Raw genomic sequence first — 25,772 nt, 5'->3', positions numbered from 1 at the left:
GTACGCGCCCCTACGGGCAGTATGGCAGTAGAATACGATTTCGACGGGGCGGTCGTATTGGTGACCGGGGCAAGCGGGGCTCTCGGAAGTGCCATCGCCGAAGCCTTCGATTCGGCCGGGGCGACGGTGTGTGCTGCGGACATCGTCGCGCCGAGCGACGACGACGCGCTGGTCGATTCCTCGGCCGTCGAGTTCTACGAAACCGACGCAACCGACGAGGACAGCGTCCGCGACACCGTTTCGGCTGTCGTCGACGACCACGGCCGTCTCGACGCACTGTGTAACATCGCGGGCACGTGGCGCGGTGGCGACCCCATCGAGGACACCGACGTTTCGGAGTTCGACATGTTGTTCGACGTGAACCTCAAGTCGATGTTTCTCGCCTCGAAACACGCGATTCCGCACCTCAGAGAGACCGGCGGCGCCATCGTCTCGGTGTCGGCGCGGTCGTCGCTGGAGGGCGGTGAGGGAGACGGTCCGTATCGCGCCTCGAAGGCCGGGGTTCGGCTCCTGACCGAAACCGTCGCCGAGGAGAACCTCGGCGACCTCCGGGCCAACGCCATCATGCCGAGCGTCATCGACACGCCGATGAACCGCGAGATGATGCCCGACGCCGACCACGACTCGTGGGTCGACCCCGGCGACATCGCCGACGTGGTCATGTTCCTCTGTTCCGACGAGGCGACGGTGACGAGCGGCGCGGCGGTGCCGGTGTACGGCGAAGCCTAACGTGAGCGTGTGACGCGGGAACGCGCCTACGTTCGAATAGCGCCATTTTTGCGTCCCCACCTCCGGGATTCGACCGATGACAGACAGAGAAACGTGGGCGACACGAATCGGATTCATCCTCGCGTCCATCGGGTCGGCGGTCGGCCTTGGGAACATCTGGCGGTTCCCGTACCAGACCGCCGAGTTCGGCGGCGCGGCGTTCCTGTTGGTGTATCTACTCGCGGTCGTCGTCATCGGATTGCCGGCGATACTCGCTGAGTTCGTCGTTGGACGCCGTGCCGACATCAGCGCCATCAGCGCCTTCGACGCACTCGACCACCCCGGCTGGCGTGCGGTCGGCGCCTTAGGTGTCTTCGGGGGCTTCTGGACGCTGTCGTACTACAGCGTCGTCGGCGGGTGGGTGTTCCGCTACATCGGCGCCAGCGTCACCGGCGGCTATCTCGAAGCCCCGGGTGAGTACTTCGGGGCAGTTTCCGCCGGGCCGGAGGCGCTCGCTTTCCACGCCGCGTTCATGCTCGTCACCGTCGGCATCGTCGCCTTCGGCATCCGCGGCGGCATCGAGAAGGCGACGAAAGTGATGGTGCCGAGCATCGTCGTCTTGCTCGTCGGGTTGGCGGTGTACGCCTTTACGCTCCCGGGGTCGGGCGCCGGCTATCAGTACTTCCTCTCGCCTGATTTCGGTGCACTCCTCGCGAACTACCAGACGGTCGTTCCAGCGGCGGTGGGACAGGCGCTGTTCTCGCTGTCGCTCGGGTTTGCGGTGATGATAACGTACGCCTCCTACATCGACGACGACGAGAACCTCTTCGTCGACGGCGGCGCCATCGCGTTGACGAACACGCTCATCGGAATTACGGCTGGACTCGTCGTCTTTCCGCTGTTGGCGGTTCAGGGTGGCGGCTACGGTGAGGCTGGCCCAGGCGCGATTTTCGTCTCGATTCCGACCGCACTCTCGGACGTACCGTTCGGGTCGGCGGTCGGCTTCGTCTTCTTCCTCATCGTGGCCGTCGCGGCGCTGTCGTCGGCTATCTCACTTCTGGAGGTCGTCGTCTCCCATCTCGTCGACACCTACGGATTCGAACGCCGCCGAACGACCGCACTGCTCGGTGGCATCGTCTTCGCACTCGGCATCCCCTCGGCGCTGGACACCGCGTGGCTGACGTGGTTCGACGCCATCGGCGTGAACCTGCTGTTGCCGACGGCCGTCCTGCTGGTCGTCGTCTTCGTCGGCTGGGTGCTCGCCGACGACGCCGTCGACGAGATTCGAAAGGGAGCCGACGGGTTCGAGGGGCTCGGAACCGTGTGGCTGTGGTCGATTCGCTCCATCGTGTTTCTGGCCGTCCTCGGGACGGTCGCGTTGAGCCTCTTCGAGTTGACCGGTGCGCCGCTGTAGCGACGCCCGGGAAACACAATCGGTTCGTCGCTGTCTCGATAGCGGAAACCCTTTTTCGTGGCTCCTCGTTTTCCCGCCAACTGGGTTGACAATGGACGACAAGATCGAGGAACTACGCGAGCTGAAACGGGACGCCGAGAAGGGCGGTGGCGAAGAGCGCATCGCCAAACAACACGAGAAGGGGAAGATGACCGCTCGCGAGCGAATCGAGTACTTCCTCGACGACGGCACCTTCGAGGAGTTCGACCAACTGAAAACCCATCGCAGTACGAACTTCGACATGGACGAAGACCAGCCGTACGGCGACGGCGTCGTCACCGGTTACGGCGAGGTCGACGGCCGACAGGTGTTCGTCTTCGCCCACGACTTCACCGTCTTCGGTGGGTCCCTCGGTGAAGCCTTCGCCGAGAAGGTGTGCAAAGTGATGGACCGCGCCGTCGAGACCGGCGCGCCCATCATCGGTCTGAACGACTCCGCGGGCGCCCGGATTCAGGAAGGCATCGACTCACTCGCTGGGTACGCCGACATCTTCCACCGCAATCAGAAGGCCAGCGGCGTCGTCCCCCAGATTTCGGCCATCATGGGCCCGTGCGCCGGCGGCGCGGTGTACTCGCCGGCGATTACCGACTTCATCTTCATGGTCGAAGAGACCAGCCACATGTTCATCACCGGCCCCGACGTCATCGAGACGGTCACCGGCGAGGAAGTCGGCTTCGAGGAGTTGGGCGGCGCCTCCACGCACACCAAGGAATCCGGCGTCGCACACTTCTCGTCGGCCGCCGAGAAGGAAGCACTCGACGACATCCGGTATCTGCTGTCGTATCTCCCCTCGAACAACGTCGAGGACCCGCCGCGGGTCGAGCCCTGGGACGACCCCGAGCGCCGCGACGAAGAGTTGGCCGACGTAGTGCCCGCGGAACCCCAGAAACCCTACGACATCGTCAACGTAATTGACCGCGTCGTCGACGAGGATTCGTTCTTCGAGGTGGCGGAAGGGTACGCCCGCAATCTGGTCACCGGGTTCGGCCGCCTCGACGGCCGGTCGGTCGGCATCGTCGCCAATCAACCGCGGGTCAACGCCGGCACGCTGGACATCGACGCCTCGCTGAAAGGCGGTCGATTCGTTCGGTTCTGTGACGCCTTCAACATCCCCATCGTCACGTTCGTCGACGTGCCTGGCTTCATGCCCGGCACCGACCAGGAACACGGCGGCATCATCAAACACGGCGCGAAGTTGCTGTACGCCTTCAGCGAGGCAACGGTGCCGCTTCTGACCGTCATCACCCGGAAGGCCTACGGCGGCGCCTACGACGTGATGGCGTCGAAACACCTCGAAGCCGACGTGAACTACGCCTGGCCCACCGCCGAAATCGCCGTTATGGGGCCGAAGGGTGCGGTCAACATCCTCTACGACGACGAACTGGCGGCCGCCGACGACGTGGAGGCCCGGCGTCAGCAACTCATCGACGAGTACCGCGACCAGTTCGCCAACCCCTACACGGCGGCCGAACGCGGCTTCGTCGACGACGTATTGGAGCCGAAGGAGACGCGACCGCGACTCATTCGCGACCTCGAGATGCTCGAATCCAAACGCAAGGACACGCCGGACCGCAAACACGGCAACATCCCGCTGTGAGCATGCGTCTGAACGTTCCCGACGACGCCGACGAGGACGAGGCCGCCGCCATCGCCGCCGTCATCCGTGCCCACGTCAACGCCGACGGCGACGACGACGAGGAAACGACCGACTGGAACGACCGGCGGTGGCGGTTCTCCGGCCGCGTCGATTCGTTACAGGGCCGCCGGATTCGCACACCGGCGGGAGCCCCCGACGACGCTTGGAGCGCCGCCGGACGCACCGAGCGGATGCCGTTCCGCTGACTGTTCGTCCGCTGACAGACCCTCGGTACACCGACGCAGGGGCCGCGTAAACCGGCGCAATCGATGCGGTGTACGCAAATAAACGATAAATTTGTGTGGTGTTGAAAATCGTGAAAACCGATAGAATGACAAGTTCTCCGTCGGTGGACCAGTATACGATGTTCGATAAGGTACTCGTCGCCAACCGGGGTGAAATCGCGGTGCGCGTGATGCGCGCCTGCGATGACCTCGGTATCGACACCGTCGCCGTCTACAGCGACGCCGACAAACACAGCGGCCACGTCCGCTACGCCGACGAAGCGTACAACATCGGCCCCGCGCGGGCGGCCGACTCGTATCTCGACCACGAGGGAGTCATCGAGGCTGCCGAGAAGGCCGACGCTGACGCCATCCACCCCGGCTACGGGTTCCTCGCGGAAAACGCCGAGTTCGCCGGGAAGGTAGAGGACACCGAGGGCATCACGTGGGTCGGCCCCTCCTCGGAGTCGATGGAGCAGGCCGGCGAGAAGACGAAGGCCCGGAAGGTGATGAGCGCCGCCGACGTGCCCATCGTCCCCGGGACGACCGACCCCGTCACCTCCGTCGAGGAGGTCCACGAGTTCGGCGAGGAGAACGGCTACCCCATCGCCATCAAGGCCGAAGGTGGCGGCGGTGGCCGCGGGATGAAAATCGTCCGCGACCCCGACGAAGCCGAAGAGCAACTCGAAACAGCCAAGCGAGAGGGTGAGGCGTACTTCGACAACGACTCAGTGTACCTCGAGCGGTACCTCGAGGAACCCCGACACATCGAGGTACAGATTCTCGCCGACGAACACGGCAACGTCCGGCATTTGGGCGAGCGTGACTGTTCGCTGCAGCGCCGCCACCAGAAGGTCATCGAGGAGGGACCCTCGCCGGCGCTCTCGGAGGAACTCCGGGAGAAAATCGGCGAGGCCGCTCGCCGCGGTGCCGACGAAGCCGACTACTACAACGCCGGCACCTTCGAGTTCCTCGTCGAGGAAGAGGACCGCGAGGACGGCGAGTTGCTCGGTCCCGACGCGAACTTCTACTTCCTCGAAGTCAACACCCGCATTCAGGTCGAACACTGCGTCACCGAGGAACTGACGGGTATCGATATCGTCAAGTGGCAACTTCGGGTCGCCGCCGGCGAGGAGCTGACTTTCGAACAGGACGACGTGGAACTCGAAGGCCACGCTATCGAGTACCGCATCAACGCCGAGAACGCGGCCGACGACTTCGCTCCCGCGTCGGGTGGGGAACTCGAAGTGTACGACCCGCCGGGCGGTATCGGCGTCCGACTCGACGACGCGGCCCGACAGGGCGACGACCTCGTCACCGACTACGATTCGATGATAGCGAAACTCATCGTCCACGGTGAGGACCGCGAGGAGTGTTTCGCCCGCTCGGCGCGGGCGCTCGCCGAGTACGACATCGAGGGCATCCCGACAATCATCCCGTTCCATCGGCTGATGCTCGAAGACGATGAGTTCACCGCGGGCACGCACACGACGAAGTATCTCGACCACCACCTCGACCGCGACCGCCTCGAAGAGGCCCAAGAGAAGTGGGGCACCGGCGACACCGGAAGCGAGACCGACGAGGAGGTCGTCGAACGGGAGTTCACCGTCGAGGTCAACGGCAAGCGCTTCCAGGTGAACCTCGAAGAGCGCGCCGAGATGGCCGCAGCCCGTCCCGCACCGGGCGCAGCTGGCGGAGGCGGCGGAGGCGGTGGCGGAGGCGGTGGCGGAGGGGGAGGCGGTGGCGGCGGCAGCGCCCCCGCCGTTTCCGCCGAAGGCGAAGTCGTCAACGCCGAGATGCAGGGGACAATCCTCGAAGTGAACGTCGCGGAGGGCGACACCGTCGAATCCGGTGACGTCATCTGCGTGCTGGAGGCGATGAAGATGGAGAACGACGTCATCGCCGAACTCGGCGGCACGGTCAAGGAAGTCGCAATCGAGGAAGGACAGTCGGTCAACCAGGGCGACCCGCTGGTCGTCCTCGACTGACGACACCAGGTATCCGTTCTTTTGGACCCGAGTGTTACGGGTGCCGATTCTATTATTTATATTTTCTGCCGGACTCGGACGGTGTATGATAACATATCACTTACACGGCGGACCCAGTTCCAACGCGTATGTCGAGTACCGACGAGGCGAGGCATGGAATCGGCATCTGCGAGAAATGCGATTCCATCCAACCGGTGGAGGTCCGGCCCGGTGGAGGTGTCCACGCGGTCGGAAACCCCAACTGTCAGTGTGGCAGTAACGACTTTAGACTCCTCGAGTAGTTCGCCGTTCGCGGTCGACCCTATTTGCCGAGTTCTTCAGCGATAGTGCGAGCCTTCAGGACGACGAACCCGCCCGTGATGAGAGCGAACCCGCCGACCATCGGCAGCGACACCGTCTCGTCGAGCAGGACGATTCCCCCTGCCGTCGCGAACACCGGGACGACGTAGGAGACGAGGTTGATTTCCAGCGGGCCGAAGCGAGCAAGCAACGTGAAGTAGATGACGTAGGCGATGGCGCTGGCGAAGACGCCCAGGTAGACGACTGCGGCGACGGCGACGAGCGACGGCGTCGCGTCTGCGGCACGCTCACCGATGGCGAGGCTTCCGCCGTGGAGCATGAGCCCACCGACAATCATCGCCCACGCCGTCATTCCCGCGGTACCGAGCGTCGGTCGGCGACTCCGCAGGAGGACGCTCCCCAACGCGACGCTTCCGGCCGCGGCGACGACGAACGCCACTCCGACGAGTTCGGCGGTGAGGAGGTTCTCGGGGTCCGGTCGCGCGATGATGCCGACGCCGAGGAGGCCGACGACGACGCCGGCGATTCGCCGGATGCCGATGGGTTCCTCCGGGAGGAACGCCGCGGCGAAGCCCGTCGTCAGGATGGGGACGAGGCCGTACAGTATCGAGGCGATGCCGCTGGGTATCGACTGCTGGCCGACGAACAGCAGGCTGTTACCAGCGATGAGAAACGCCCCGGCGACGAGGATGGCGAGGCCGTCCTCACGTGTCCGCGGTCGCCACTCGATGCCCCGGACGACGAGGAAGGCCAACAGGAGCACCCCGCCGACGTCGTATCGGGCCGCAGCGAACAGGAGCGGTGGCAGCGACGACAGCCCGGCTCGAATCGCCGGGAAGGACAGCCCCCACAGTCCCGCCAGCGCGACGAAGAGTCCGAGGCTTCGCCCCCGCGTCATCGTTCGCTCCCGGCGACGACCAGGTACAACAGGAGCATCACCATCGGAATGACCAACACCACGAACGAGCCGGCCAACAGCGCGGCACCCGCGGGACTCACCGTGACTGTGGTTACGCCGAACGGAACCGTCCGAGGCAGGGCGGGGGCCGAGAGGACGACGCCGACCAACGCCCCGACGAGGAGCGCGAACCCGGTCCCGACGGTATCTCGTATCTGCATGCGTTGTCGCTGCATCGGCCGCGGCCGTGAAGAAACCGCCCCATCGACGCGGTCACGGACGACGCGTCGCTACCCGAACAGCACCGCCGAAAGCAGGACGGCCGTCCCGGAACCCAACGCAGTGACCGACAGAACGGCGGCGCCGGCGTAGCCCACTGCGGGCCGCCACCGTCCGATTCGACCGAACGCCGCGACGGCGACGACGCCGACAAACGCGTGTGCCGCGAGGAGTTGCCAGCCCGACGGCGAGACGCCGGCCGCTTCGGCAGTAAGGGACAGCCCCGAGGTCACGAGTGCTTCGCGGCCGGTTCCGAGCGTCTCCGTGGCGATAGCCGAGGCGACGCCGTCGAAGACGACGGCCGCGACCGCGTACAGTCCCGCGAACCGGAGTCGGGCAACCGCGTCGGTGTATACCAACGACAAGACGAAATAGGGACCGACGGCGACGACGGGGGCGGCGACGACGGCCAACGCAATCCATGCGAGACGGACTGCCGACACTGCGGGGGCAGTGTACAGCAGCCCACCGAGGACCACCGCCGCCGTCCCGGTCCCCGACGCTGCGAGATATCGCTCGCTGTGTGGCCGCTTTCGGAGTTCCGCGATTCCGGTGAAGGCAAACCAGATCCCGAGTGCGACGACGAGGAGGCTCACTAACAGCGTCGGCACCGTGACGAACGGCACCCCGTCGTAGACGCCGACTTCTGCGGCAACGACGACACCGCCGGCAGCGACGGTCCACGGCCCCGTCGCGAGGACTGTCGCCTCCGAGAACGGGAGACTCTCCACCCAGCCGGCGACAGCCACGGCGAGGGCTCCGACGGCGACGGCGGCGACCAACTGGACCGTCGGTTCGACCATACTGGTGGGGGAACCCGGTGGTGAAAAGCCCTTTCGACCGCGGGTGCGGGTCGAATCGTTATCCGATGCGAGCCATTATACCCCATGGCGCGGAAACACGTGTCGATGGAACGCTCCCTGGATGCAGTTCCGGTCGGTATCCTGCTGGCGCTCGGTGGCGTCGTCGCCATCGGCGTGGCTGGACAGCGAGCCACGGCCGCCGAGACCATCGACCCGATTTTCGTACTCGCGCTCGCGCCGATGTTCCTCGCAGGGGGCGTGCTGTTGACGCTGGGCTACCGCGTCACCACGCTCTCCGGCGACGCTGGTCGCATCCTCCTGTGGACTGTCGTCGGCGGTATCGCGGTCGGTGGGACGGCCGACGCAGTGTTGCTTCGAACGCGGGCGTTCGGCGCCCCGCTGGACCCGCTTTTGGTCGTCGCCGCGGTCGCCTCGGTCGGTACCGCGGGCGCCGCCGCCGCCGCGTTCGTCGACACCAGACGCAGGAACACGGTCGAAGACCTCTCCGAGCGGGTGACCGTCGCCGAGGGAACCCTGGACGCCGCCCACGGGTTCGCCGTCGCACGACTGGACCCCGAAGGGTACATCGAGGAGTGGAGCGACGGTGCGGCCGAGATATTCGGCTACGCCGACGCCGACATCGTCGGCGCTCGGCTCGACGCGCTCTACCCCGAAGACGACGACAAGGAGGCCAAACAGCACCTCCAGCGGGCGCTCCGAACCGACGGCGTCGACCTCGACGGGGCGTTCCAGCGTGCCGACGGAACGACGTTTAACGGCTCGGGCACACTCTCGGCCGTGGAGGGCGAGGAGTCGCTGCTCGGCTACGTCTTCGTTCTCGCCGACCGCAGCGAGGAGCGCGAACACATCGAAGGGCTCGAACGGCGGAACAAGCAACTGGAGGCGTTCGCCTCGGTCGTCAGCCACGACCTCCGGAACCCGCTGAACGTCGCCATCGGCAACATCGGGATGGCAAAGAGCCGCGAGGACGACGCCGACCAACTCGAAACTGCCGAGAAATCACTCGAACGGATGGAACGGCTCATCGAGGAAGTGCTGACGCTGGCCCGACAGGGCAAAGACGTCGACGAGTTCGAGCGCGTGGAACTCGAAGAGGTCGTCCAACTCGCGTGGGGAAGCGTCGACGAGATGTGGGCGCAAGTGAAGTACGACGACCTGCCGGCGGTGACCGCCGACAGCGAACGCCTCCGGCGCCTGTTCGAGAACCTCTTCCGAAACGCCATCGAACACGGCGGCGACGACGCCACGATTCGCGTCGGCATGCTCGACGACGAGGGGTTCTACGTCGAAGACGACGGCCCCGGCATTCCCGAACACAAACGCGACGAGATTTTCGAAGCGGGCTACACGACCGGCGACGACGGCACCGGCCTCGGCCTCGCCATCGTCCAGAGCATCGCCGAGGCCCACGGCTGGGAGATCTCCGCAGCCGAGGGCGCCAACGGGGGCGCTAGATTCGAAATCCGGGGCGTCCAGACGCTCGCCGACGTGACCGCCTGATGTAACTCCCCGTTTTCAGGAGAGGGTCGTTCCGAGATACGTCACCGCGAGGAGAACCGACGCCACGACCACAATTGTAAGCACGAACAACCCAGCTTTCGCCACCAGATGCATACCCGAACGTGAGGTTCGGAGCCGGTTAAGGGTCTCTCGCGTTTTCACGGCCTGAGAAACGGACGAAGAGTAACCGGCCCGACTACTCCAGCAGCCCGAGGTCCTCGGCGACGTAGTCGGCCAGTTGGTCGAACACGTCGGGGTCGACCTCCGCGACGGCGTCGCCGTCGTGTAGCTGTTCGTTGTGGCGTGCGACCGCGTCTTCGACCTCCGAGAACGGTATCTTCGTCCGCGTCCCGCAGTCCGAACAGACGATGGGTATCTCCGGTTGGTCGTCGTCCGCTGTCATACCGTCGACTCCGCCGGCCGCGTTCAAAACCGGACCGATTCCGGCCCGGCAAGCGACTCGTCGATTAAACAGCCGTCAATGCGTGGCAAGAGAATTAGGGCGCTCGGGTTCTAACTACTGCTGGGCGTCGACACCACAGATAACCATTACCACCGTCGTGCTGCCGTCGGCGTCCGACCGCTCCGGGTTCGCCCGGGACGGTCGCCTCCGTTCGCGGTCGTCGGTTCCTGCCCTCGAATCGTCACTCCGTCTCCCACGACGGCACTCAGGCCTCTTCGCTGACGTGTTCCCAGATAGTACACCAATCTTCGACTGCGATGTACCCCTCGACCTTCGCACAGGCGCCCCACATGTCGCCGTTCTCGTCCGGGATAAATTCCGCACAGTTCCCACAGGACTGTCCCGGTCGAGCGGGGCCGTCCGCGATGGCATCGACGGACTCGATCAGGCTTACGGCTTCTTGACTCTGCAGTTCATCGGGATTGCGCTCCTCACCAGCCTGCGAACTCGCCGTCCGGTACTCCTCAGGCACCTCGGCTGTCGCAAGCTCCGCTTCGGACATCCCCTCGGGGACTTCAGGTTCGGGCAACTCCTCGTAAATCACACACCAGTCCGCACCGTCGATGTACCCCTCGACCTCCACACAGGCACCGAACGTGTCGCCGTTCTTGTCCACGATGTAGTCGGCACAGTTCGCACAGCACGTCCCAGGCTGGTGTGCGTCGTTCTCCAGAGCCTCCTCGTACTCGGAGAAACCGACGTCCGATTTCGAGCTTAACTCGTCGGGATTGCGTTGTTCGTTTCCCAGCGACGTCGCAGACATGTACACGTCAGGCACGGGGCCGTTTTCGAATTCCTCAGCTGAGACCCCCTCTGGTCGTTCTTCCTCCCCTTCCCCTTCTTCCTCTTCTTCCTCGCCTTCCGGTTCGGTTGTCCCGTTGCCAGTGTCGCCCGTACACCCGCTTAGTGCTGCTACCCCGACCGTCGCCACGAGGTAATTCCGCCGACTCCACATGTCGTAATTCGATGCTCGACGCCGCCAAGAAGCCCTCTTTGACATACTAAACGATTATTCCTCGAAATCAAATCCGAGTGGGTACTTCTCAAGAAATGAAAACGTCCGCGCTATTCAAAACAGTCGACCAAAGAGACGTTGTGAGGTACTCATTACACTCGACTTCTCTGAAGTGCAGCAAACAGCCTTTCGGGGGCTTCGAACGCGAGAAAACAAGCCAGGGGAGGGATTTGAACCCTCGAACTCCCGATTACAAGTCGGGTGCTTGAACCACCCAAGCTCCCCTGGCGCGTTCGCGTCTTATTCGTCGCCCGTAGTGAGAGTGTCGCTTTTGGTCGGCTTTTCGAACTCGATTCGGTGGGGGTGGTAGCCGTGCCGTCGGTAGAACCGACGGGCGTCGTCGTTTTTCGCCATCGCCTGCAGCGCGACGGCGTCGACGCCCATCTCCGAAAGCGCCGCCTCGGCGCGGGCCAGCAGCGCGGTCCCGATTCCCGCCCCGCGGTTGCCTTCGGTGACGTAGATGTTGTGAATCACGCCGCGGTGGACGTCCTGCTCGTAGTATTCGGTTTCCCGGCCGAACGTGACGAAGCCGACGACGGTACCCTCGCGTCGAGCCACGAGAACCGTATCCGTGACGATGTGCTGGAGCATCGCCTCGCGGACGCGGTTGCGGTTCTCCGCCGGAAGGAGATTCGAGCCGTGTGCCCGCTGGTCCGTTGCGAGGTCGACCCAGATGTCGGCCAATCGAGTAGCGTCGTCGCTTTCGGCACCCCCGATGGTCACGTCCGACGGACACGTCGCGGTCACGACTGGTCGTTCAACACGTCGACACCGATGAGCGACCCGCCGGTCAACATGTTGAGCGCGGCGCCGCCGCCGGTGGAGACGTGGTCGAACCCGTCGACGCCGAGGCGCCGAAGCGCAGCGGCCGTGTCGCCGCCGCCGACGATGCTCATCTCCGAGCGCGTGGCCGCGGTGTACAGTTCTCGGGTACCGACCTCGAAGCGGTCGTCCTCGTAGACGCCCGCGGGGCCATTGAGAATGGCCGTTCCCGCGTCTTCGAGGATGTCGGCGTAGGCGGCCAGCGTCCGAGCACCGATGTCCATCGCGGGGTTCTCGGCTGGGAGGTCCTCGAGGTCGAGTTCGACACGCTCGCCGTTGCGTTCGATGGCCACGTCCCGTGGCATGTAGATGCGGTGGCTGAAGTCGTCGAGGAGGTCGCCGGCCCCCTTGACTGCGTCGTGGCTCCGCTCGTTGACGACGGCCGCCGAGGCCGCCCCGAGCGAGACGCCGTCGGCGAGCAAAAAGGCGTTACCGACGATGCCGGCGGTGAGTACCGAGTCGGCGAGGCCGCGTTCGAGTACCGACCGAGCGACCTCGATGGAGTCGTCCACCTTCGCACCGCCGAGGACGTACACGCGCGGTTCCGGGCTCTCGGAGATGTTGCCGAGCACGTCCAGTTCGCGTTCCATCACGCGGCCGGCGTAGGAGGGGAGCACTTTCGGAAAGCCGACGATAGATGGCTGTCGACGGTGAGAGGCCGCGAAGGCGTCGTTGACGTAGGCGTCGAGTGCGGGGACGAGTCTCTCGACGAGATACGTCTCGGCGGCTTCGGCGGGGTCGAAGGACATGTACTCCTCGGAGTAAAAACGCGTGTTCTCCAGAAGAACGACCTCGCCGTCCTCGAGGTCGGTCACGCGCTCGCGTGCGGCCGCGGTGAAGGTGGCGTCACAGTAGCCGACTGGCGCCTCGAGGAGTTCGTCCAACCGTTCGGCGTGGGTCGAGAGGTCCGAGAAGTCGTCGCCGCCGGGCCGCCCCTGATGGGCGAGCAAGGCGACGCGGGCCCCGCGGTGACACAGTTCTTCGATGGTGTCGACGTGGGCCCGAATCCGGGCGTCGTCGGCGAGTCCGTCCCCGTCAATCGGACTGTTGATGTCGACGCGAACCCCGAGCGCCTTCCCCTCGGCGTCGAGGTCGTCGAGCGTCCGTATCATGCTCGGTTCTCCCGCCGGCCGTAGCAAAGGCCTTTCCGTTCGGGCGCATCGACGGGGTCGCAACGTCAGACGCGTAACAAAGATTTATTTACCGCTCGGCGCACCTACTCCGCCAGTGAACTGTAAATGGGCGTAGCAGAAACGATAACAAACGGACGAGAGGCCGCAGTGGACAACCCGATTGCGGTCGCCGCTGCACTCGTCGGGGTCGTCCTTCTGATCGACCTCGTGGCGAAACTACTGGCCGTCACGATTCCGCTCGGCCCCGTCTCTTTAGGTGGGGTGTACAGTCCTGCCCGCTTCGTCTCACAGGTCCGAACTGGAATCGTCGTCGGACTCCTGTTCGGCCTCGCCGGAATCGGCCTGTCGATGACGTACAGCATCCTGAACTTCGCGAACTTCTCTCACGGCGACCTGATTACGACCGGCGGCTTCGCAGGGTGGGGCGTCGCCTACCTCGTGGCTGGGTTCGGCTCCGTCGAACTCAGTTCGCTACTGTTGGTCCGACCCCGTTCGGCGTCCGTTTCGACCGGCGAAATCGGTGCTAACGCCATCAATACGCCGGGAGCGCTGGTCGTCGGTCTGATCGCCGCGATTCTCGCGACGATGGCCATCGCCGTACTCATCGACCGAATCGTCTACGAACCGATGCGTGACCGCGGAGGTATCTCGCTGCTCATCGCCTCCATCGGTGTCGCCCTCGCGTTACGATACGTCATGTCGTTCGTCTACGACTCCTCGAGCCGCGGGGTCACCGCCGCGGTTGACTCCTATGAAATCCCGCTCGGGGCGGAGTCGGTCTCCGTGAGTCCACACGCGGTGACTATCGTCATTCTCACGGTGGCGCTAATGCTCGGTCTCCACCTGATGCTCCAACGGACGAAACTCGGGAAGGCGATGCGAGCGATGGCCGACAACAAGGACCTCGCGCTCGTGACCGGCATCCCGACCGAACGCGTCGTCCGTGCGACGTGGCTCATCGGTGGTGGCCTCACCGGGGCCGCAGGCTACCTCGTCGTTCTGTTCCGCGGTGGCATCGGCTTCGACTTCGGTTGGCTATTGCTGCTCTTCATCTTCGCCGCGGTCATCCTCGGCGGTATCGGTTCGATTTACGGGGCCATCGCCGGCGGCCTCGTAATCGGCCTCGTTCGTGAGGTGTCGCTGGTGTGGATTCCGGGCGACCTCAACGCCGCCGCGGCGTTCGCCATCATGATTCTCGTGTTGGTGCTTCGCCCCGAGGGGATTTTCAAGGGGGTGTCGACAGCATGAGCGTAAGCAGCCGACTCGAACCACTGTTCGACGCCATCGGGCAGCGGGACATCTACATCATCCTAGCTACTGTCGCGGGTATCTATCTCGTTTTCAGCGTCATCCTGCTGGGCCGGACGCCGTCGAGCGCTATCGGTGCTCTAGAGACGGTGACGTTCTTCATGCTCGTCTACGCGATTACGGCGCTGGCACTGAACCTCCATTGGGGCTACGCCGGACTGTTCAACATCGGCGTTGCGGGATTCATGGCGGTCGGCGTCTACACAATGACGATGCTCACTCGGGCTCCCGACGCGGACCCAGCGGGGTTCGGATTACCGCTGTGGGTCGGCGTCATCGTCGGCATGGCCGCCTCGGCCGTCGTCGGCCTGCTCGCGGCGCTGCCGGCTCTCCGCCTCAAAGCCGACTACCTGGCTATCGTCACGCTCGGTCTCTCCGAGATCATCCGTTACGTGACGCTCTCGAGTGCGGTCGACGACTGGCTCCAGTCGAACACGGCCCGGTTCGTCACGGGCGAGACTGGCGTCGGAACGAACGGCGGGAGCGGTCTCTCAATCGAGGTCGCCCCTTCGGTACTCGTCGACTACCTGTATTACACCGGCGGTGACAGCTCGGCAGGGACGACGTTCCTCGGCGATATCGTATTCGGGTTCGGCGATACGGTCGGACTCCGTGATCCGCTACTCGTCGACATCACCTACCTGGGCGTCCTCGTCGTCGCGCTCGCACTGTTCTATGCATTGCTGTTCCGAATCGGGAATTCGCCGTTCGGGCGCGTCCTGAAAGCCATCCGAGAGGACGAACTCGTGGCGAAGTCCCTCGGCAAGGACACAAATCTGTTCAAAGTGAAGGTGTTCATGGTCGGCTGTGCGCTGATGGGACTGGCTGGCATGCTGTGGCACGGCAGTCAGAGCTTCGTAAGTCCCACGTCGTTCCGTCCCGTCCTCACGTTTTACGTGTTCATCGCGGTCATCATCGGTGGCTCGGGCTCGAACACCGGCAGCGTCGTCGGCGGGTTCCTGTTCGCGAGCTTGCTGTTCGAGGCGCCCCGGCGAATCGGTGGTACGATTAGTAACGCCAACCTCGTCCAATCGACGCCGAACTCCTTCGCGGAGGCCGTCGCCGGGCCGTTGGAGTTCCTCGCGTACACGGCCGACAACATCGGTGCGATTCAATTCATTATCCTCGGGGTCGTCCTCGTGGCCATCATCCGCTACCGGCCCGACGGCGTCCTCGGCCATCGCACCGAGTCCGCTGCAGCGGTCGACCTCTCGAACCGAGGTGAGAACGATGAGTAACGCACCGTCCGCCAAGGCCCCGGAGGAACTGCCCGAAACCGACGACTCACCGACAGAGAAGGCCGCCCAGCAGGTCCCATCGAGTCTCCCGCTGCGCGTCGACGGTCTCGTCAAACGATTCGGCGGTATCACCGCCGTCGACGGCGCCTCCTTCGAAGTCGAGGAGGGTTCTCTCACGGGACTCATCGGCCCAAACGGCGCCGGCAAATCGACGACGTTCAACTGCATCACCGGGGTCCACGAGCCGACTGACGGTCATGTGTACTTTAAGGGCGAGGATATCACCGGATACGCACCCCACGAAATCGCCCAGCGCGGCCTCGTCAGAACGTTCCAGATCGCCCGCGAACTCGAGGAGATGACCGTCCTCGAGAACGTCATGCTCGCACCACAGCGACAACTCGGCGAGTCGCTGTGGCGCTCTGTCGCACCTGGCGCTCGACGCGCCGTGATCGAACAGGAGCGGGAAGTACGCGAGCGGGCGTGGGAGACGTTAGAGCTGTTCGAACTCGATCACGTCGCCCACCAGTACGCCGGCGAGCTCTCCGGCGGCCAGCGAAAACTGCTGGAGATGGCGCGCGTTCTCATGACCGACCCCGACATGGTGCTGCTCGACGAGCCGCTTGCGGGGGTCAACCCGACGCTCGAAGAGAAACTCCTCGAGCGCATCCACGCCCTCCGAGACGACGGCTACACGTTCCTCCTGGTCGAACACGACATGGACATCATCATGGAGAACTGCGACCCGATAATCGTGATGCATCAAGGGAAGGTACTTGCCACCGGCGACGCCGAATCGATTCGGGAAAACGAAGCGGTTATCGACGCCTATCTCGGGGAGGACATATGAGCGACACCGACGCTGTCGACGGTGCCGCGACGGAGTCGACCGGCGTGCTCCTCGAGGTGGAAGGGCTCGATGCCGGCTACGGAGATCTGCAAATTCTCACCGACGTCGACCTTGATGTCGGCGACAGAGAGTACGTCACCATCGTCGGTCCGAACGGCGCCGGCAAATCGACGGTGATGAAGAGCGTTTTCGGCCTCACGACGTACATGGATGGCTCGATACGGTTCGCCGGCGAGGAGATCCACGGACTTCCCCCCGAACGAATAATCCGAACGGGTATCGGCTACGTCCCCCAGAACGACAACGTCTTCGAGACACTGACCGTCCGCGAGAACCTCGAGATGGGGGCATACATCCTCGATTCGGTCCCCGAGGAGCGAATCGAGACCGTCTACGACCGCTTTCCCGTCCTCGCCGAGCGCGAAGGACAGAAGGCGGGTACGTTGTCGGGCGGTCAACGACAGATGGTCGCCATGGGCCGGGCACTGATGCTCGACCCCGACCTGTTGCTGCTGGACGAACCCTCCGCGGGATTGGCACCCGATCTCGTCGATGAGATGTTCGACCGTGTCGACCGCATCAACGACGGTGGGACCGCGATACTGATGGTCGAGCAGAACGCCAAAGAGGCGCTCCGACGCTGTGACCGGGGCTACGTGCTCGTCGACGGCAAAAACCGCTACGTCGACACCGGGGACGCACTGTTGGCCGACGAACAGGTGCGACAGGACTTCCTCGGCGGCTGACACACGCGGTCAAAAAAAGGTTCTGCGGTGTTACGCCTCGAACTCGATAGTGTCGAGTGCCTCGATGTCGCCCTCCTCGTATTTGAATATCTCGTAGAAGACGGCACGCATGTCGCCGTTGTCGTCGAAGTCGACGCTCGAAGAGGCACCCTGATAGTCGATGGCGTCGCCGTCGGCGACCGCGGAGACGGCGTCTGCGAGGTCCCCCGGGCCGTAGTTGTCTCCGTCAGGGTTAGCGACATCGCGGAGCGAATCACGGATCCCCGTACCGCTGTTTTCGCCTGCGGCGACGCGAGCCAGCGTGATGACCGCTGCAGCGTCGTAGGCCTGCCCGTTGAACACTTCGGGTGGGTTACCCCACTCCTCTTCGTACGCGCTGGCGAAGGCGTCGGCACCCGGCCCCTGCGAGGACGGCGAGGTACCGTAGACGTTGTTCATCGGATTGTCGACCTCGTCGGGGAGCGACGACGAGCGAAGGCCGTCGGGGACGAGAATCTCGGCGCCGGTATCGTACTCCGAGTAGTAATCGCGGAACAGCTGGATACCGCTCTGGGGGAAGCCGACGACCATCAACACGTCGGGGTCGTCGCCTAGTGCCTCACCGAGCTGTGAGGAGTACGACGACTGTTCGGGCTCGAAAGAGACCTGTGCAGTAACCTCGCCGCCACCGTCCTCGAATGCGGCGACGTACTCCTCTTCGAGTGCCTGTCCGTAGTCGTCGTTGAGATACAACGTCGCCGACGTGGAAGCACCGCGATTGTCGAGGGCGACGTTCGCCATCACCTGTCCCTGGAGAGCGTCGCTGGGACAGGTTCGGAAGATGAAGTCGTTGTCGTCGAGGTCGGTGACGGCCGGAGCCGTCGAGGATGGCGAAATACCGACTACCTCGTTGGGGATGAACACCGACTCGGTCACCTGGAGGTTCACGTTCGATGCCGCCGGACCGACGACGGCAGGATAGCCCTCATTGATCAGGTCTTCGGCTTCGCTGAGCCCCGTCTGTGGGTCCGTCTGGGTGTCTCGCGTCGCAGTATCGAACTCGAAGTCGACCTCTCCCTCCAGCTGACGGCTGACCAATCGGGCTCCATCTCGGATGGTAACACCGAGGTCACCGAGGTCACCAGTTTCCGGCATCAGGATTCCGTACTGTATCGTTTCGGCACTGCCGCCGTTGCCGTTGCCGTTGCCGCCGAGACAGCCGGCGAGTCCGGCGAGTCCGGCCGCACCGGCGCCCTTCAGAACATCGCGTCGCTGGATATTTCGTTTCATACCGACCGTCATTAGCTACCGGGCTGATATAAAAGTGTCCACCGTAACTCCCACGAAGAGAACCGCGATAGTCCGTCTGTAACCGATATTCAGGCTCTCGAAGGATGAACACGGCAGCTGTTCAGTTCTTTCACGCCTGCGGGGAGCGGGCGGTTCGTGTCGTCTCGGTCGACTGTCACTCGAACTCCACGTCGGTGTTCTCCTCGCGGCACGTCTCGAGGGCGTGTTTGGCGGCCATTCCGGCCGATTGGGCGTTCCGGGCCCGACCGACGCCGACTTTCAACTCGACCCCGACGGCTTCGTTGACGTGTTCGATGGCGTCGGCGTATCCCTCGCGATCGACGGCATCGCAGACGGCGATGATGTTGTCGCCGCCGACGAAGAAGGACAGCGAGTCGTGTGCCTTCCGCATGTAGCGCATCAACTCGGCGTACCCCTGTTCGATGTTGATGAAAGAGTCGAACTCGTTGAGTTGGTCGGTGTACTTCTCGGTCGCGTCGTTGACGTCGAAGTGAGCGATTTGGACGTCGTCGTCGGTGCGTTCGTCGTCGGCGAGGGTGTCTCCGCGGAGTACCTCGGTTCGACCGCGGTCCTGTGCGCTGCCGGCGTCCTGCAGTTGGTCCGTCGCGACTCCGAGGGCCTCGGCGGGGGCTGAGTCGACGGCGATACTCAAGCTAATCGACACCGGATAGCGGTTCCCGACGGACTCCTGAATCAGGGCGTGGGCGTCGGCGTCGAGGCCGTTCGTCACCGCGACCATGTTGTCGAATCGGGTGAAGAAAACGTATCCTTCGCGGTTGCCGAAAAGTTGCGAGAGGTCGGCGTACAGTCGCGACTGCAGCGTCTGGAGGTCGACTTCGCGACGTGGCTCCGGCGTGACAGTCCACGGTCCGTAGTTGTCTATCTGGATGAGCGTTACCTGCGTGTTCGTCACGACAGACGGTTCTCGACGCGCCGGTATTTGCCTTACCATCCACGGCGGCAATGCTCGCAGCGTGGCATGCCTTGGAAAAAAGGGGGTATCGCCGAAGTCAGGCGCCCTTCGAGAGTTCGACTTCCCACATCCCAGCCGAGCGCATCGCGCGCCCGACTGCCTTGTGGAACGCGACGATGTCCTCGAATTCGTCTTCCTCTACGTGTTCGAAGATGTCGTCGACGCTGACGACGCGTTCGTGGTTCAGTCGAATCGGCTCGTCGCCGTGTTCCTCGACGAAGTCGGCTTTCGAGAGAGGGAAACCCTCCTCTTCGTCCAGTTTCTTCGCGAGTATCGCCTGCCCGTACTTGCGCATCCCCTCGGAGCCTTCCTCGCCGTCGGGGTCGTGGGGCCAGTCCATACGGGGCACTCGGTGACCCGTCCCAAAAGCGTTTCCGCTCTGGATTTCTCGACGCCGGCTTCGTTTGGATGGTTTTGTCAGAAGCTTAAATCCCCAACACGGCCCGAACTCGGTAGAGCGGAGACCCTATGAAATACCTCAAACTCGATATCTCACCCACGGAACGGGCGATTCACCCCATCGACGAGTTCGTAGCCGGCCACGACGCCGTCTCCCGGGAGTCGCTTTTGCACGTCGACTCCCGCGCCGACGGGACGACCGTCCTGCTGTACCGCGTCGTTGGTGACGGCGACGCCTTCGGGGATGCCCTCGACGATCAACCATCGGTTTACGACCACGAGGTCGTCGACATCGTCGGCGAGGGGTATCACGCGTTCATCCAGGCGGACTCGACGACACGCGGAAACGCCCTGCTCGATATCGCCCACGAGTACGCGCTCATCATCGACACGCCACTGGAGTTCACCGAAGGCGGACTGCGGGCGACACTCGTCGGAACACACGAAAACCTCCGTGGGGCACTGGGAGCGATGCCCGATTCGCTCGAATTTTCGGTCGGCGACGCCGGCACGTACGTCCCGGGCTCGGAGGACCTGCTGTCGCCGCTGACCGACCGACAACTCGAAGTGTTCGAGACGGCTATCGAGGAGGGGTACTACGACGTTCCGCGCAAAGCCACGCACAAGGACATCGCCGACAATCTCGGCTGTGCGCCGTCGACGGTCGACGAACACCTCCGGAAGGCCGAATCACGGGTCGTCGCCGGCCTCGTTCAGTAATCTCTTCGTTCGCTTTCTCGCCGGGTGAAAACGGCCTCGACGGTTACAGTTCGACGCCGCTGGGAATCAGACTCTGCCCGCGGAGGAGTTCGCCGTCGGCGTCGTAGACGAGCAGTGTGGACTTGTCGTAGGTCGCGAGATGTTCGTCTTCGGTTTCGAGGACGATTCGGTATCGGCTCTCGGAGTCGCTTCGCTGGCCGAACTCGCGGGCGGCTTCGACGAAGGAGAACACGTCGCCGGCCGTGGCGTTGAGTTCGAAGACGTACTCGCCGGTGACGCGGTCGGCGATGGCGACGACGCCGTTGGCCTCCTCGGAGTCCAGCGGCTCTTTGAGGCGGAAGGCGACGTCGATTTCGTCGCTTTCGAGTACGCTGTCGGCTTTGGTCAGCCTCGATTCGAGCTGACCGGCCGGTCCCTCGTAGGTGATCGTGACGACCGGCCGCTGTGGGTCGTCCGCATCCATCCCGTCGACGGTCAGAGTGAAGTAGTCACGCCGCATCCCTTTGCTACTACGACGTAGGGTCGCCGTAGTGATGAACGTAACGCCAGCGTCAGACGTTCAGTACACACTCATCGAAGCGAATCGTTCGGCGACCGTCATGCGGTATCTTTTATTTGCCCCCGCGTGGGTGAGGTGGTATGTGGGTCCGCTCGGAGTACGCCGGTGAACTCGCGGTGCTGTCCGCGTGGCTGTGTGCGCTGCTGCCGTGGAGCGTCTCGTATGCGAGCCAAGGTGGGCTGCGACTGTACCGCATCCACTTCCTCTATCTGTTCTTCCAGTTCATCCCCGGCGTCGACTTCGGCCAGTACGACACGCCGTATCTCCTCGTCTATCGCGCGCCGGGCTTTCCCGACAACGCTGGTGTCGCCTTCGGCTACCAGTTGTGGATACTCGCCGCCGCCGTCTTCACCGTGGCGTTGGCACTGAGCGCCGTCTACTACGTCTACGACGAACGGCTCGAAGCCGAGTCGCCGGTCGACCCCGTCAGGCTGATGGGCGGGTTGTTGCTTCTCTCCGCGGTGCCGTTGACCGCGTCGACGTACCTCCTCTTCACCGGATTCGCCGGCATCACGGTTCCCGTCGGGATTCTCTTCATGTACCTGCTGGGCGGGCTGTTGCTCGTCGTCGAACGGACCTGACGCCCGACGTTTCGTGGCCGCCCGACGGCGGGACACACCGCGAGTTGCGGCGTGGTTTTATGCCGACCCGACGATAACGGAGTTATAACCGCCGTTAGGAGGGTACTAACAAATGTCAGGCAATCACGCCGGTGGTCCGCTCGAAGCCATCCGCAACAGCATTCGTCGGACGGCGGAGACGTTCAGCGGCTCTCAACTTCCGGCGACGCAGTACCAACCCGGCCATCACGGCGACGTCGTCGGTGACCGCCAGTTCGACGACCGGGAAATCGAGCGCTACTGGCTGAACGCGCCGTTTGCCTACGCGGTCGTGACCTACAGCGACACCGACGACAAACACCTCTACCGCGTCATCGAACCGGAACTCGACCGGTTCGAGGGCGAACTCCTCTCGACGCTGTACGACGACGTACGAACGCCGCTGTTGTACGGCTCCCGGGACGGCACGCCGGAGGAGGTGTTGGCCGAGGAAATCCGGACCCGCCTCGAGAAGTACGGCATGGAAATCGACGTTGCGGGGTTCTATCGGCTCTACTACTATTTGCACCGGCGGTTTCAGGGATTCGGCCGTCTCGACCCGCTGATGCACGACCCCTCGATCGAGGACATCTCCTGTGACGGCTACGACATCCCGCTGTACGCCTACCACGACGGGTATCAGGACATCGAGACGAACATCTCCTTCGCCGAGGAGGAACTCGACAACTACATCGTCCGGATGGCCCAGCAGGCGGGCCGACACATCTCCGTCGGCAACCCCGTCGTCGAAACGACGCTCCAGGACGGCTCGCGGGCTGAGTTGGCACTCGGGGAGGAAGTGACGCCACGGGGGTCGGCGTTCACCATCCGGAAGTACAGCGAAGAACCGTTCACGCCCATCGACCTCCTGGAGTTCGGCACGTACTCGCTACACCAGATGGCGTACCTGTGGATGGCAATCGAACACAACAAGAACATCATCTTCGCCGGCGGGACGGCATCGGGGAAAACCACCTCGATGAACGCCATCTCGATGTTCGTTCCGCCCCGCTCGAAACTCATCACCATCGAGGACACCCGCGAACTCGCGCTGTATCACGACAACTGGCTATCGTGTGTCACCCGCGAACGTCTCGACGAAGCCTCGAACGTGACGATGTACGACCTGCTCCGCAGTGCCCTCCGGCACCGCCCGGAGTACATCATCGTCGGCGAGGTTCGTGGTGAGGAGGCGATTACGCTGTTTCAGGCGATGAACACCGGACACACGACGCTGTCGACGATGCACGCAGACTCGGTGCAGACGGTCATCAATCGACTGGAGAACGAACCCATCAACGTTCCGCGGCCGATGGTTCAGTCGCTGGACGTGCTGTGTGTCCAGACGCTCGCGCGCTTCGGCGGCGAGCGAGTTCGCCGAGCGGACGCAATCGCCGAAATCGAGGGCATCGACCAGCGGACGGGTGAACTCGACTACACCGGTGCCTACGAGTGGAACTCCGCCAACGACTCCTTCCGGGAGGGGAACAAGCAGCTACTCGACGAGATACGCGAGGAGCGAGGGTGGTCCCAATCCGAACTGCTCCGGGAAATGCAGCGCCGCCGGACGTTCCTGAAGTACCTCTGGGAGCAGGGGGTAAACCAGTATCAGGAGTTCACGGCGATGGTGAACCGCTACTACGCGACCCCCGAGGAGGTCATCGACCGAATCGAGGCGACCCAAATGGACGCCGACGCCGTCGAGACGCCGAGCCAATAGATGCTGGAGTTTCTCCCGCTGCTCGGAGCGCTCGCACTCGTGGGGTTGTTCCTCGCGGCGTCGTACAGCGAGGGCCTCTCGTCGCTGTTGTCACGAACGAGTTTCAGACTGTTCGACGGCAAGAGCATCGAACCGAGCGTCAGACGAGAGCGGTTGCTCCGCAGCGCCGCCATCGGAACGCCGTATCGGGAGTACACCGCCAAGACGTACCTGTACGTCTTCGGTTCGGCGATGGCCGGCGGTATCCTCGGCGTGTACGTCGGCGTCGGCCTGTTGGCCGTGCTTCGGGAGGTGGGGCTTTCGACGACGATTACGGTGCCCTCGTTGGGTCTCTTCGACGGCATCGCCGACGTACCAATTCTCTCGGAACTCCCGGGGGCGACGTTCGGCATCGAGGTATTCGACGGCTTCGTGTTCGCAGTATTGCTGGCGACGAGTAGCCTCGTCGGATTGCTCGCGGCGGGCGGTGCCTACGCCGTCCGCTGGCGGCTGCCGTCGCTCCGGGCGGACACGCGGCGGCGGCAGATAGACGCTGGAATGCCGCGGATGGTCGCGTTCGTGTACGCCCTGACCCGCGGTGGGATGGCGTTTCCGGACGTGATGCGAGCGCTGTCGCGAAACGAGGACGTCTTCGGTGAAGGGGCCGCCGAGGTCGGCGTCGCCGTCCGCAACATCGACCTGTTCAACGTCGACCTCGTGTCGGCAATCGGGGACCTCTCCCAGCGGACGCCCTCCGAGCAGTTCGAGCAGTTCGCGGAGAACCTCTCGAGTGTCCTCCAGAGCGGACGGAACATCTCGGAGTTCCTCAGAGAGCAGTACGAACGGTACCGCGAGGAGGCCGAAGAACAGCAGGAGGAAATCCTCGATTTGCTCGCAACGACCGCGGAAGTGTACGTCACGACCGTCGTCGCCGGGATGCTGTTCTTGGTGACTATCCTCCTCATCATCGGGTTGACCGCCGGCGATACGCTGTTTCTGATGCGCGCAATCGCGTACGTCGTCCTCCCGGCGGGGAACCTCCTGTTTCTCGCGTACCTCATCGAGGTACTGCAACCGCTACAGACGACCGGGAGCAGCAGCCGAATCCTCCAGGCGGAGTCGAACGTGACCGCCGAGCACGTCGGCATCGAATCTGACGGTGGCTACAACTATCCGAACTCCGAAACCAACCATCAGCGTCTGCGGGCCTACGACCGCCTCCGGTCGATTCGCGAGACGATTACTACCCCACTGCAGTCGGTCATTCAGCGACCGACGCTCGTCTTCTTGGTCACCGTTCCGATCGCGGTGCTGGTGACTGCGTATCGGGCGCCCTCGGTGGTCGTCGACGGCGCCATCGAGGTCGGACTGTTCGACGACTTGCTGGTGCAAGCAGCCATCTTCCTCATGGGGACGTTCGCGGTCGTCTACGAGATCAAGCAACGGCGGCTTCGACGCCTCGAAGACGCCGTCCCCGACCTGCTGGAACGGTTGGCGAGTCTCAACGAGGCAGGCATCGCCGTCGTCTCCTCGTTCGACCGGGTTCGACGCAGCGACATCGGCGCACTCGACGAGGAGGTCGACCGTATCTGGCGGGACATCCAGTGGGGAGCGACCGTCGCACAGGCGCTGGATCGGTTCGAGACGCGCGTTCGGACGCCCTCGGTCACCCGGGTCGTCACGCTCATCACGAACGCGATGCGGGCCTCGAACGAAATCGGGCCGGTGCTCCGCATCGCCGCCGAACAGGCCCGGTCTGACAAGCGACTCCGCCGCCAGCGGCGACAGGAGATGTTCACCTACCTCGTCGTCATCTACGTCTCCTTCGTCGTCTTCCTCATCGTCATCGTCGCCCTCGACTTCGTTCTCATCCCGAACCTCCCGGATACTGGGGCCGTCGATGGCGACTTCGCACAGAACGCTCCGAGCGTTCTCGGGGGGTTCCAAGGCGGTAACGAGGACGCCTACCGGTTGGTGTTCTTCCACACCGCGTTGATACAGTCGACGCTCTCGGGACTGGTCGGCGGCATGATGGGCGGTGGGTCGGTGAAAGACGGTGTCAAGCACTCGACGATAATGCTCACCGTGACGTATCTCGTGTTGACGCTTCTGGGCTGAGTCGCTATCCCGCGCTGTCGGGAGAGGAAC

At 63.8% G+C, this 25,772-nt stretch carries 25 protein-coding genes and 1 tRNA gene; 14 read left to right on the top strand and 12 right to left on the bottom strand.

Annotation, left to right across the window (positions count from 1 at the left end):
- Positions 1–21: 21 nt before the first annotated feature.
- The 5 genes from HWX69_RS12685 (at position 22) to HWX69_RS12665 (ending at position 6,009) form a co-directional block, all read left to right on the top strand.
- The gene (locus HWX69_RS12685) at positions 22–729 is read left to right on the top strand and encodes an SDR family oxidoreductase (RefSeq protein WP_178917458.1); all 708 of its coding nucleotides are present in this window, start codon (positions 22–24) and stop codon (positions 727–729) included.
- Between the two features lie 76 nt (positions 730–805).
- Positions 806–2,122 (top strand): sodium-dependent transporter, encoded by a 1,317-nt coding sequence (locus tag HWX69_RS12680; protein ID WP_178917457.1) that lies wholly within the window; start codon positions 806–808, stop codon positions 2,120–2,122.
- 91 nt (positions 2,123–2,213) lie between these two features.
- A complete protein-coding gene (locus HWX69_RS12675; RefSeq protein WP_394353448.1) occupies positions 2,214–3,758 on the top strand; it encodes an acyl-CoA carboxylase subunit beta in 1,545 nt (514 codons plus the stop codon).
- 2 nt (positions 3,759–3,760) lie between these two features.
- Positions 3,761–4,003, top strand: coding sequence for an acc operon protein (locus HWX69_RS12670; RefSeq protein WP_178918339.1), 243 nt, complete (start codon positions 3,761–3,763; stop codon positions 4,001–4,003).
- A 158-nt stretch (positions 4,004–4,161) separates the two neighbouring features.
- Complete coding sequence (locus tag HWX69_RS12665) at positions 4,162–6,009, top strand: acetyl-CoA carboxylase biotin carboxylase subunit (protein ID WP_178917455.1); 1,848 nt, start codon at positions 4,162–4,164, stop codon at positions 6,007–6,009.
- 301 nt (positions 6,010–6,310) lie between these two features.
- Here the strand turns inward: HWX69_RS12665 and HWX69_RS12660 are convergent, their stop codons facing one another.
- The 3 genes from HWX69_RS12660 to HWX69_RS12650 are packed head-to-tail and all read right to left on the bottom strand — an operon-like array spanning position 6,311 to position 8,289.
- Positions 6,311–7,207: a DMT family transporter gene (locus tag HWX69_RS12660; RefSeq protein WP_178917454.1), complete on the bottom strand. Its 897-nt coding sequence runs from the start codon at positions 7,205–7,207 to the stop codon at positions 6,311–6,313.
- Positions 7,204–7,443, bottom strand: coding sequence for a hypothetical protein (locus HWX69_RS12655; RefSeq protein ID WP_178917453.1), 240 nt, complete (start codon positions 7,441–7,443; stop codon positions 7,204–7,206). The genes HWX69_RS12660 and HWX69_RS12655 overlap by 4 nt, the downstream gene beginning before the upstream one ends.
- Before the next feature lie 54 nt (positions 7,444–7,497).
- Positions 7,498–8,289 (bottom strand): hypothetical protein, encoded by a 792-nt coding sequence (locus tag HWX69_RS12650; protein ID WP_178917452.1) that lies wholly within the window; start codon positions 8,287–8,289, stop codon positions 7,498–7,500.
- A 105-nt stretch (positions 8,290–8,394) separates the two neighbouring features.
- On the opposite strand from HWX69_RS12650, the gene HWX69_RS12645 reads away from it, so the two are divergent.
- Positions 8,395–9,810: a two-component system sensor histidine kinase NtrB gene (locus HWX69_RS12645; RefSeq protein ID WP_178917451.1), complete on the top strand. Its 1,416-nt coding sequence runs from the start codon at positions 8,395–8,397 to the stop codon at positions 9,808–9,810.
- 196 nt (positions 9,811–10,006) lie between these two features.
- Here the strand turns inward: HWX69_RS12645 and HWX69_RS12640 are convergent, their stop codons facing one another.
- The 5 genes from HWX69_RS12640 to HWX69_RS12620 form a co-directional block, all read right to left on the bottom strand.
- Entirely contained in the window at positions 10,007–10,213 is a 207-nt protein-coding gene (locus tag HWX69_RS12640; protein ID WP_178917450.1) for a hypothetical protein, read from the bottom strand.
- Between the two features lie 265 nt (positions 10,214–10,478).
- Positions 10,479–11,204 carry a high-potential iron-sulfur protein gene (locus HWX69_RS18385; protein ID WP_178917449.1) on the bottom strand — a complete coding sequence of 242 codons (726 nt, stop codon included), beginning with the start codon at positions 11,202–11,204 and terminating at the stop codon, positions 10,479–10,481.
- A 239-nt stretch (positions 11,205–11,443) separates the two neighbouring features.
- Positions 11,444–11,517 (bottom strand) — tRNA-Thr (locus tag HWX69_RS12630).
- A gap of 11 nt (positions 11,518–11,528) precedes the next feature.
- Positions 11,529–12,035 (bottom strand): GNAT family N-acetyltransferase, encoded by a 507-nt coding sequence (locus HWX69_RS12625; RefSeq protein WP_178917448.1) that lies wholly within the window; start codon positions 12,033–12,035, stop codon positions 11,529–11,531.
- Positions 12,032–13,222: a phosphoglycerate kinase gene (locus tag HWX69_RS12620; RefSeq protein WP_178917447.1), complete on the bottom strand. Its 1,191-nt coding sequence runs from the start codon at positions 13,220–13,222 to the stop codon at positions 12,032–12,034. The genes HWX69_RS12625 and HWX69_RS12620 overlap by 4 nt, the downstream gene beginning before the upstream one ends.
- A gap of 126 nt (positions 13,223–13,348) precedes the next feature.
- Here HWX69_RS12620 and HWX69_RS12615 point away from each other — a divergent pair, with 126 nt between their 5' ends.
- The 4 genes from HWX69_RS12615 to HWX69_RS12600 are packed head-to-tail and all read left to right on the top strand — an operon-like array spanning position 13,349 to position 17,385.
- Positions 13,349–14,491, top strand: a complete 1,143-nt coding sequence (locus tag HWX69_RS12615) for a branched-chain amino acid ABC transporter permease (protein ID WP_178917446.1) — start codon at positions 13,349–13,351, stop codon at positions 14,489–14,491.
- The gene (locus tag HWX69_RS12610; protein WP_178917445.1) at positions 14,488–15,789 is read left to right on the top strand and encodes a branched-chain amino acid ABC transporter permease; all 1,302 of its coding nucleotides are present in this window, start codon (positions 14,488–14,490) and stop codon (positions 15,787–15,789) included. The genes HWX69_RS12615 and HWX69_RS12610 overlap by 4 nt, the downstream gene beginning before the upstream one ends.
- The gene (locus HWX69_RS12605; protein ID WP_178917444.1) at positions 15,782–16,639 is read left to right on the top strand and encodes an ABC transporter ATP-binding protein; all 858 of its coding nucleotides are present in this window, start codon (positions 15,782–15,784) and stop codon (positions 16,637–16,639) included. Before HWX69_RS12610 ends, HWX69_RS12605 begins: the two co-directional genes overlap by 8 nt.
- A complete protein-coding gene (locus HWX69_RS12600; RefSeq protein ID WP_178917443.1) occupies positions 16,636–17,385 on the top strand; it encodes an ABC transporter ATP-binding protein in 750 nt (249 codons plus the stop codon). Before HWX69_RS12605 ends, HWX69_RS12600 begins: the two co-directional genes overlap by 4 nt.
- 30 nt (positions 17,386–17,415) lie before the next feature.
- Here the strand turns inward: HWX69_RS12600 and HWX69_RS12595 are convergent, their stop codons facing one another.
- The 3 genes from HWX69_RS12595 to HWX69_RS12585 form a co-directional block, all read right to left on the bottom strand.
- A complete protein-coding gene (locus HWX69_RS12595) occupies positions 17,416–18,654 on the bottom strand; it encodes an ABC transporter substrate-binding protein (RefSeq protein WP_178917442.1) in 1,239 nt (412 codons plus the stop codon).
- A gap of 175 nt (positions 18,655–18,829) precedes the next feature.
- Positions 18,830–19,588, bottom strand: a complete 759-nt coding sequence (locus HWX69_RS12590) for a GTP cyclohydrolase IIa (RefSeq protein ID WP_178917441.1) — start codon at positions 19,586–19,588, stop codon at positions 18,830–18,832.
- A gap of 97 nt (positions 19,589–19,685) precedes the next feature.
- Positions 19,686–19,988, bottom strand: a complete 303-nt coding sequence (locus tag HWX69_RS12585) for a DUF5785 family protein (protein ID WP_178917440.1) — start codon at positions 19,986–19,988, stop codon at positions 19,686–19,688.
- Between the two features lie 128 nt (positions 19,989–20,116).
- Between HWX69_RS12585 and HWX69_RS12580 the strand changes: the two genes are divergently transcribed.
- Positions 20,117–20,767, top strand: a complete 651-nt coding sequence (locus tag HWX69_RS12580) for a helix-turn-helix domain-containing protein (RefSeq protein WP_178917439.1) — start codon at positions 20,117–20,119, stop codon at positions 20,765–20,767.
- Positions 20,768–20,810: 43 nt separating this feature from the next.
- Here the strand turns inward: HWX69_RS12580 and HWX69_RS12575 are convergent, their stop codons facing one another.
- Complete coding sequence (locus tag HWX69_RS12575; RefSeq protein WP_178917438.1) at positions 20,811–21,266, bottom strand: DUF5793 family protein; 456 nt, start codon at positions 21,264–21,266, stop codon at positions 20,811–20,813.
- A gap of 140 nt (positions 21,267–21,406) precedes the next feature.
- Here HWX69_RS12575 and HWX69_RS12570 point away from each other — a divergent pair, with 140 nt between their 5' ends.
- The 3 genes from HWX69_RS12570 (at position 21,407) to HWX69_RS12560 (ending at position 25,742) form a co-directional block, all read left to right on the top strand.
- Positions 21,407–21,907, top strand: a complete 501-nt coding sequence (locus HWX69_RS12570; RefSeq protein ID WP_178917437.1) for a DUF7549 family protein — start codon at positions 21,407–21,409, stop codon at positions 21,905–21,907.
- A gap of 112 nt (positions 21,908–22,019) precedes the next feature.
- Positions 22,020–23,645 (top strand): type II/IV secretion system ATPase subunit, encoded by a 1,626-nt coding sequence (locus tag HWX69_RS12565; protein WP_178917436.1) that lies wholly within the window; start codon positions 22,020–22,022, stop codon positions 23,643–23,645.
- Entirely contained in the window at positions 23,646–25,742 is a 2,097-nt protein-coding gene (locus HWX69_RS12560) for a type II secretion system F family protein (protein ID WP_178917435.1), read from the top strand.
- Positions 25,743–25,772: the final 30 nt, after the last annotated feature.

The organism is Natronomonas gomsonensis, assembly GCF_013391635.1.
Classification (GTDB): Archaea; Halobacteriota; Halobacteria; order Halobacteriales; family Haloarculaceae; genus Natronomonas; species Natronomonas gomsonensis_A.
This window is presented reverse-complemented; position numbering and strand designations above follow the sequence as displayed.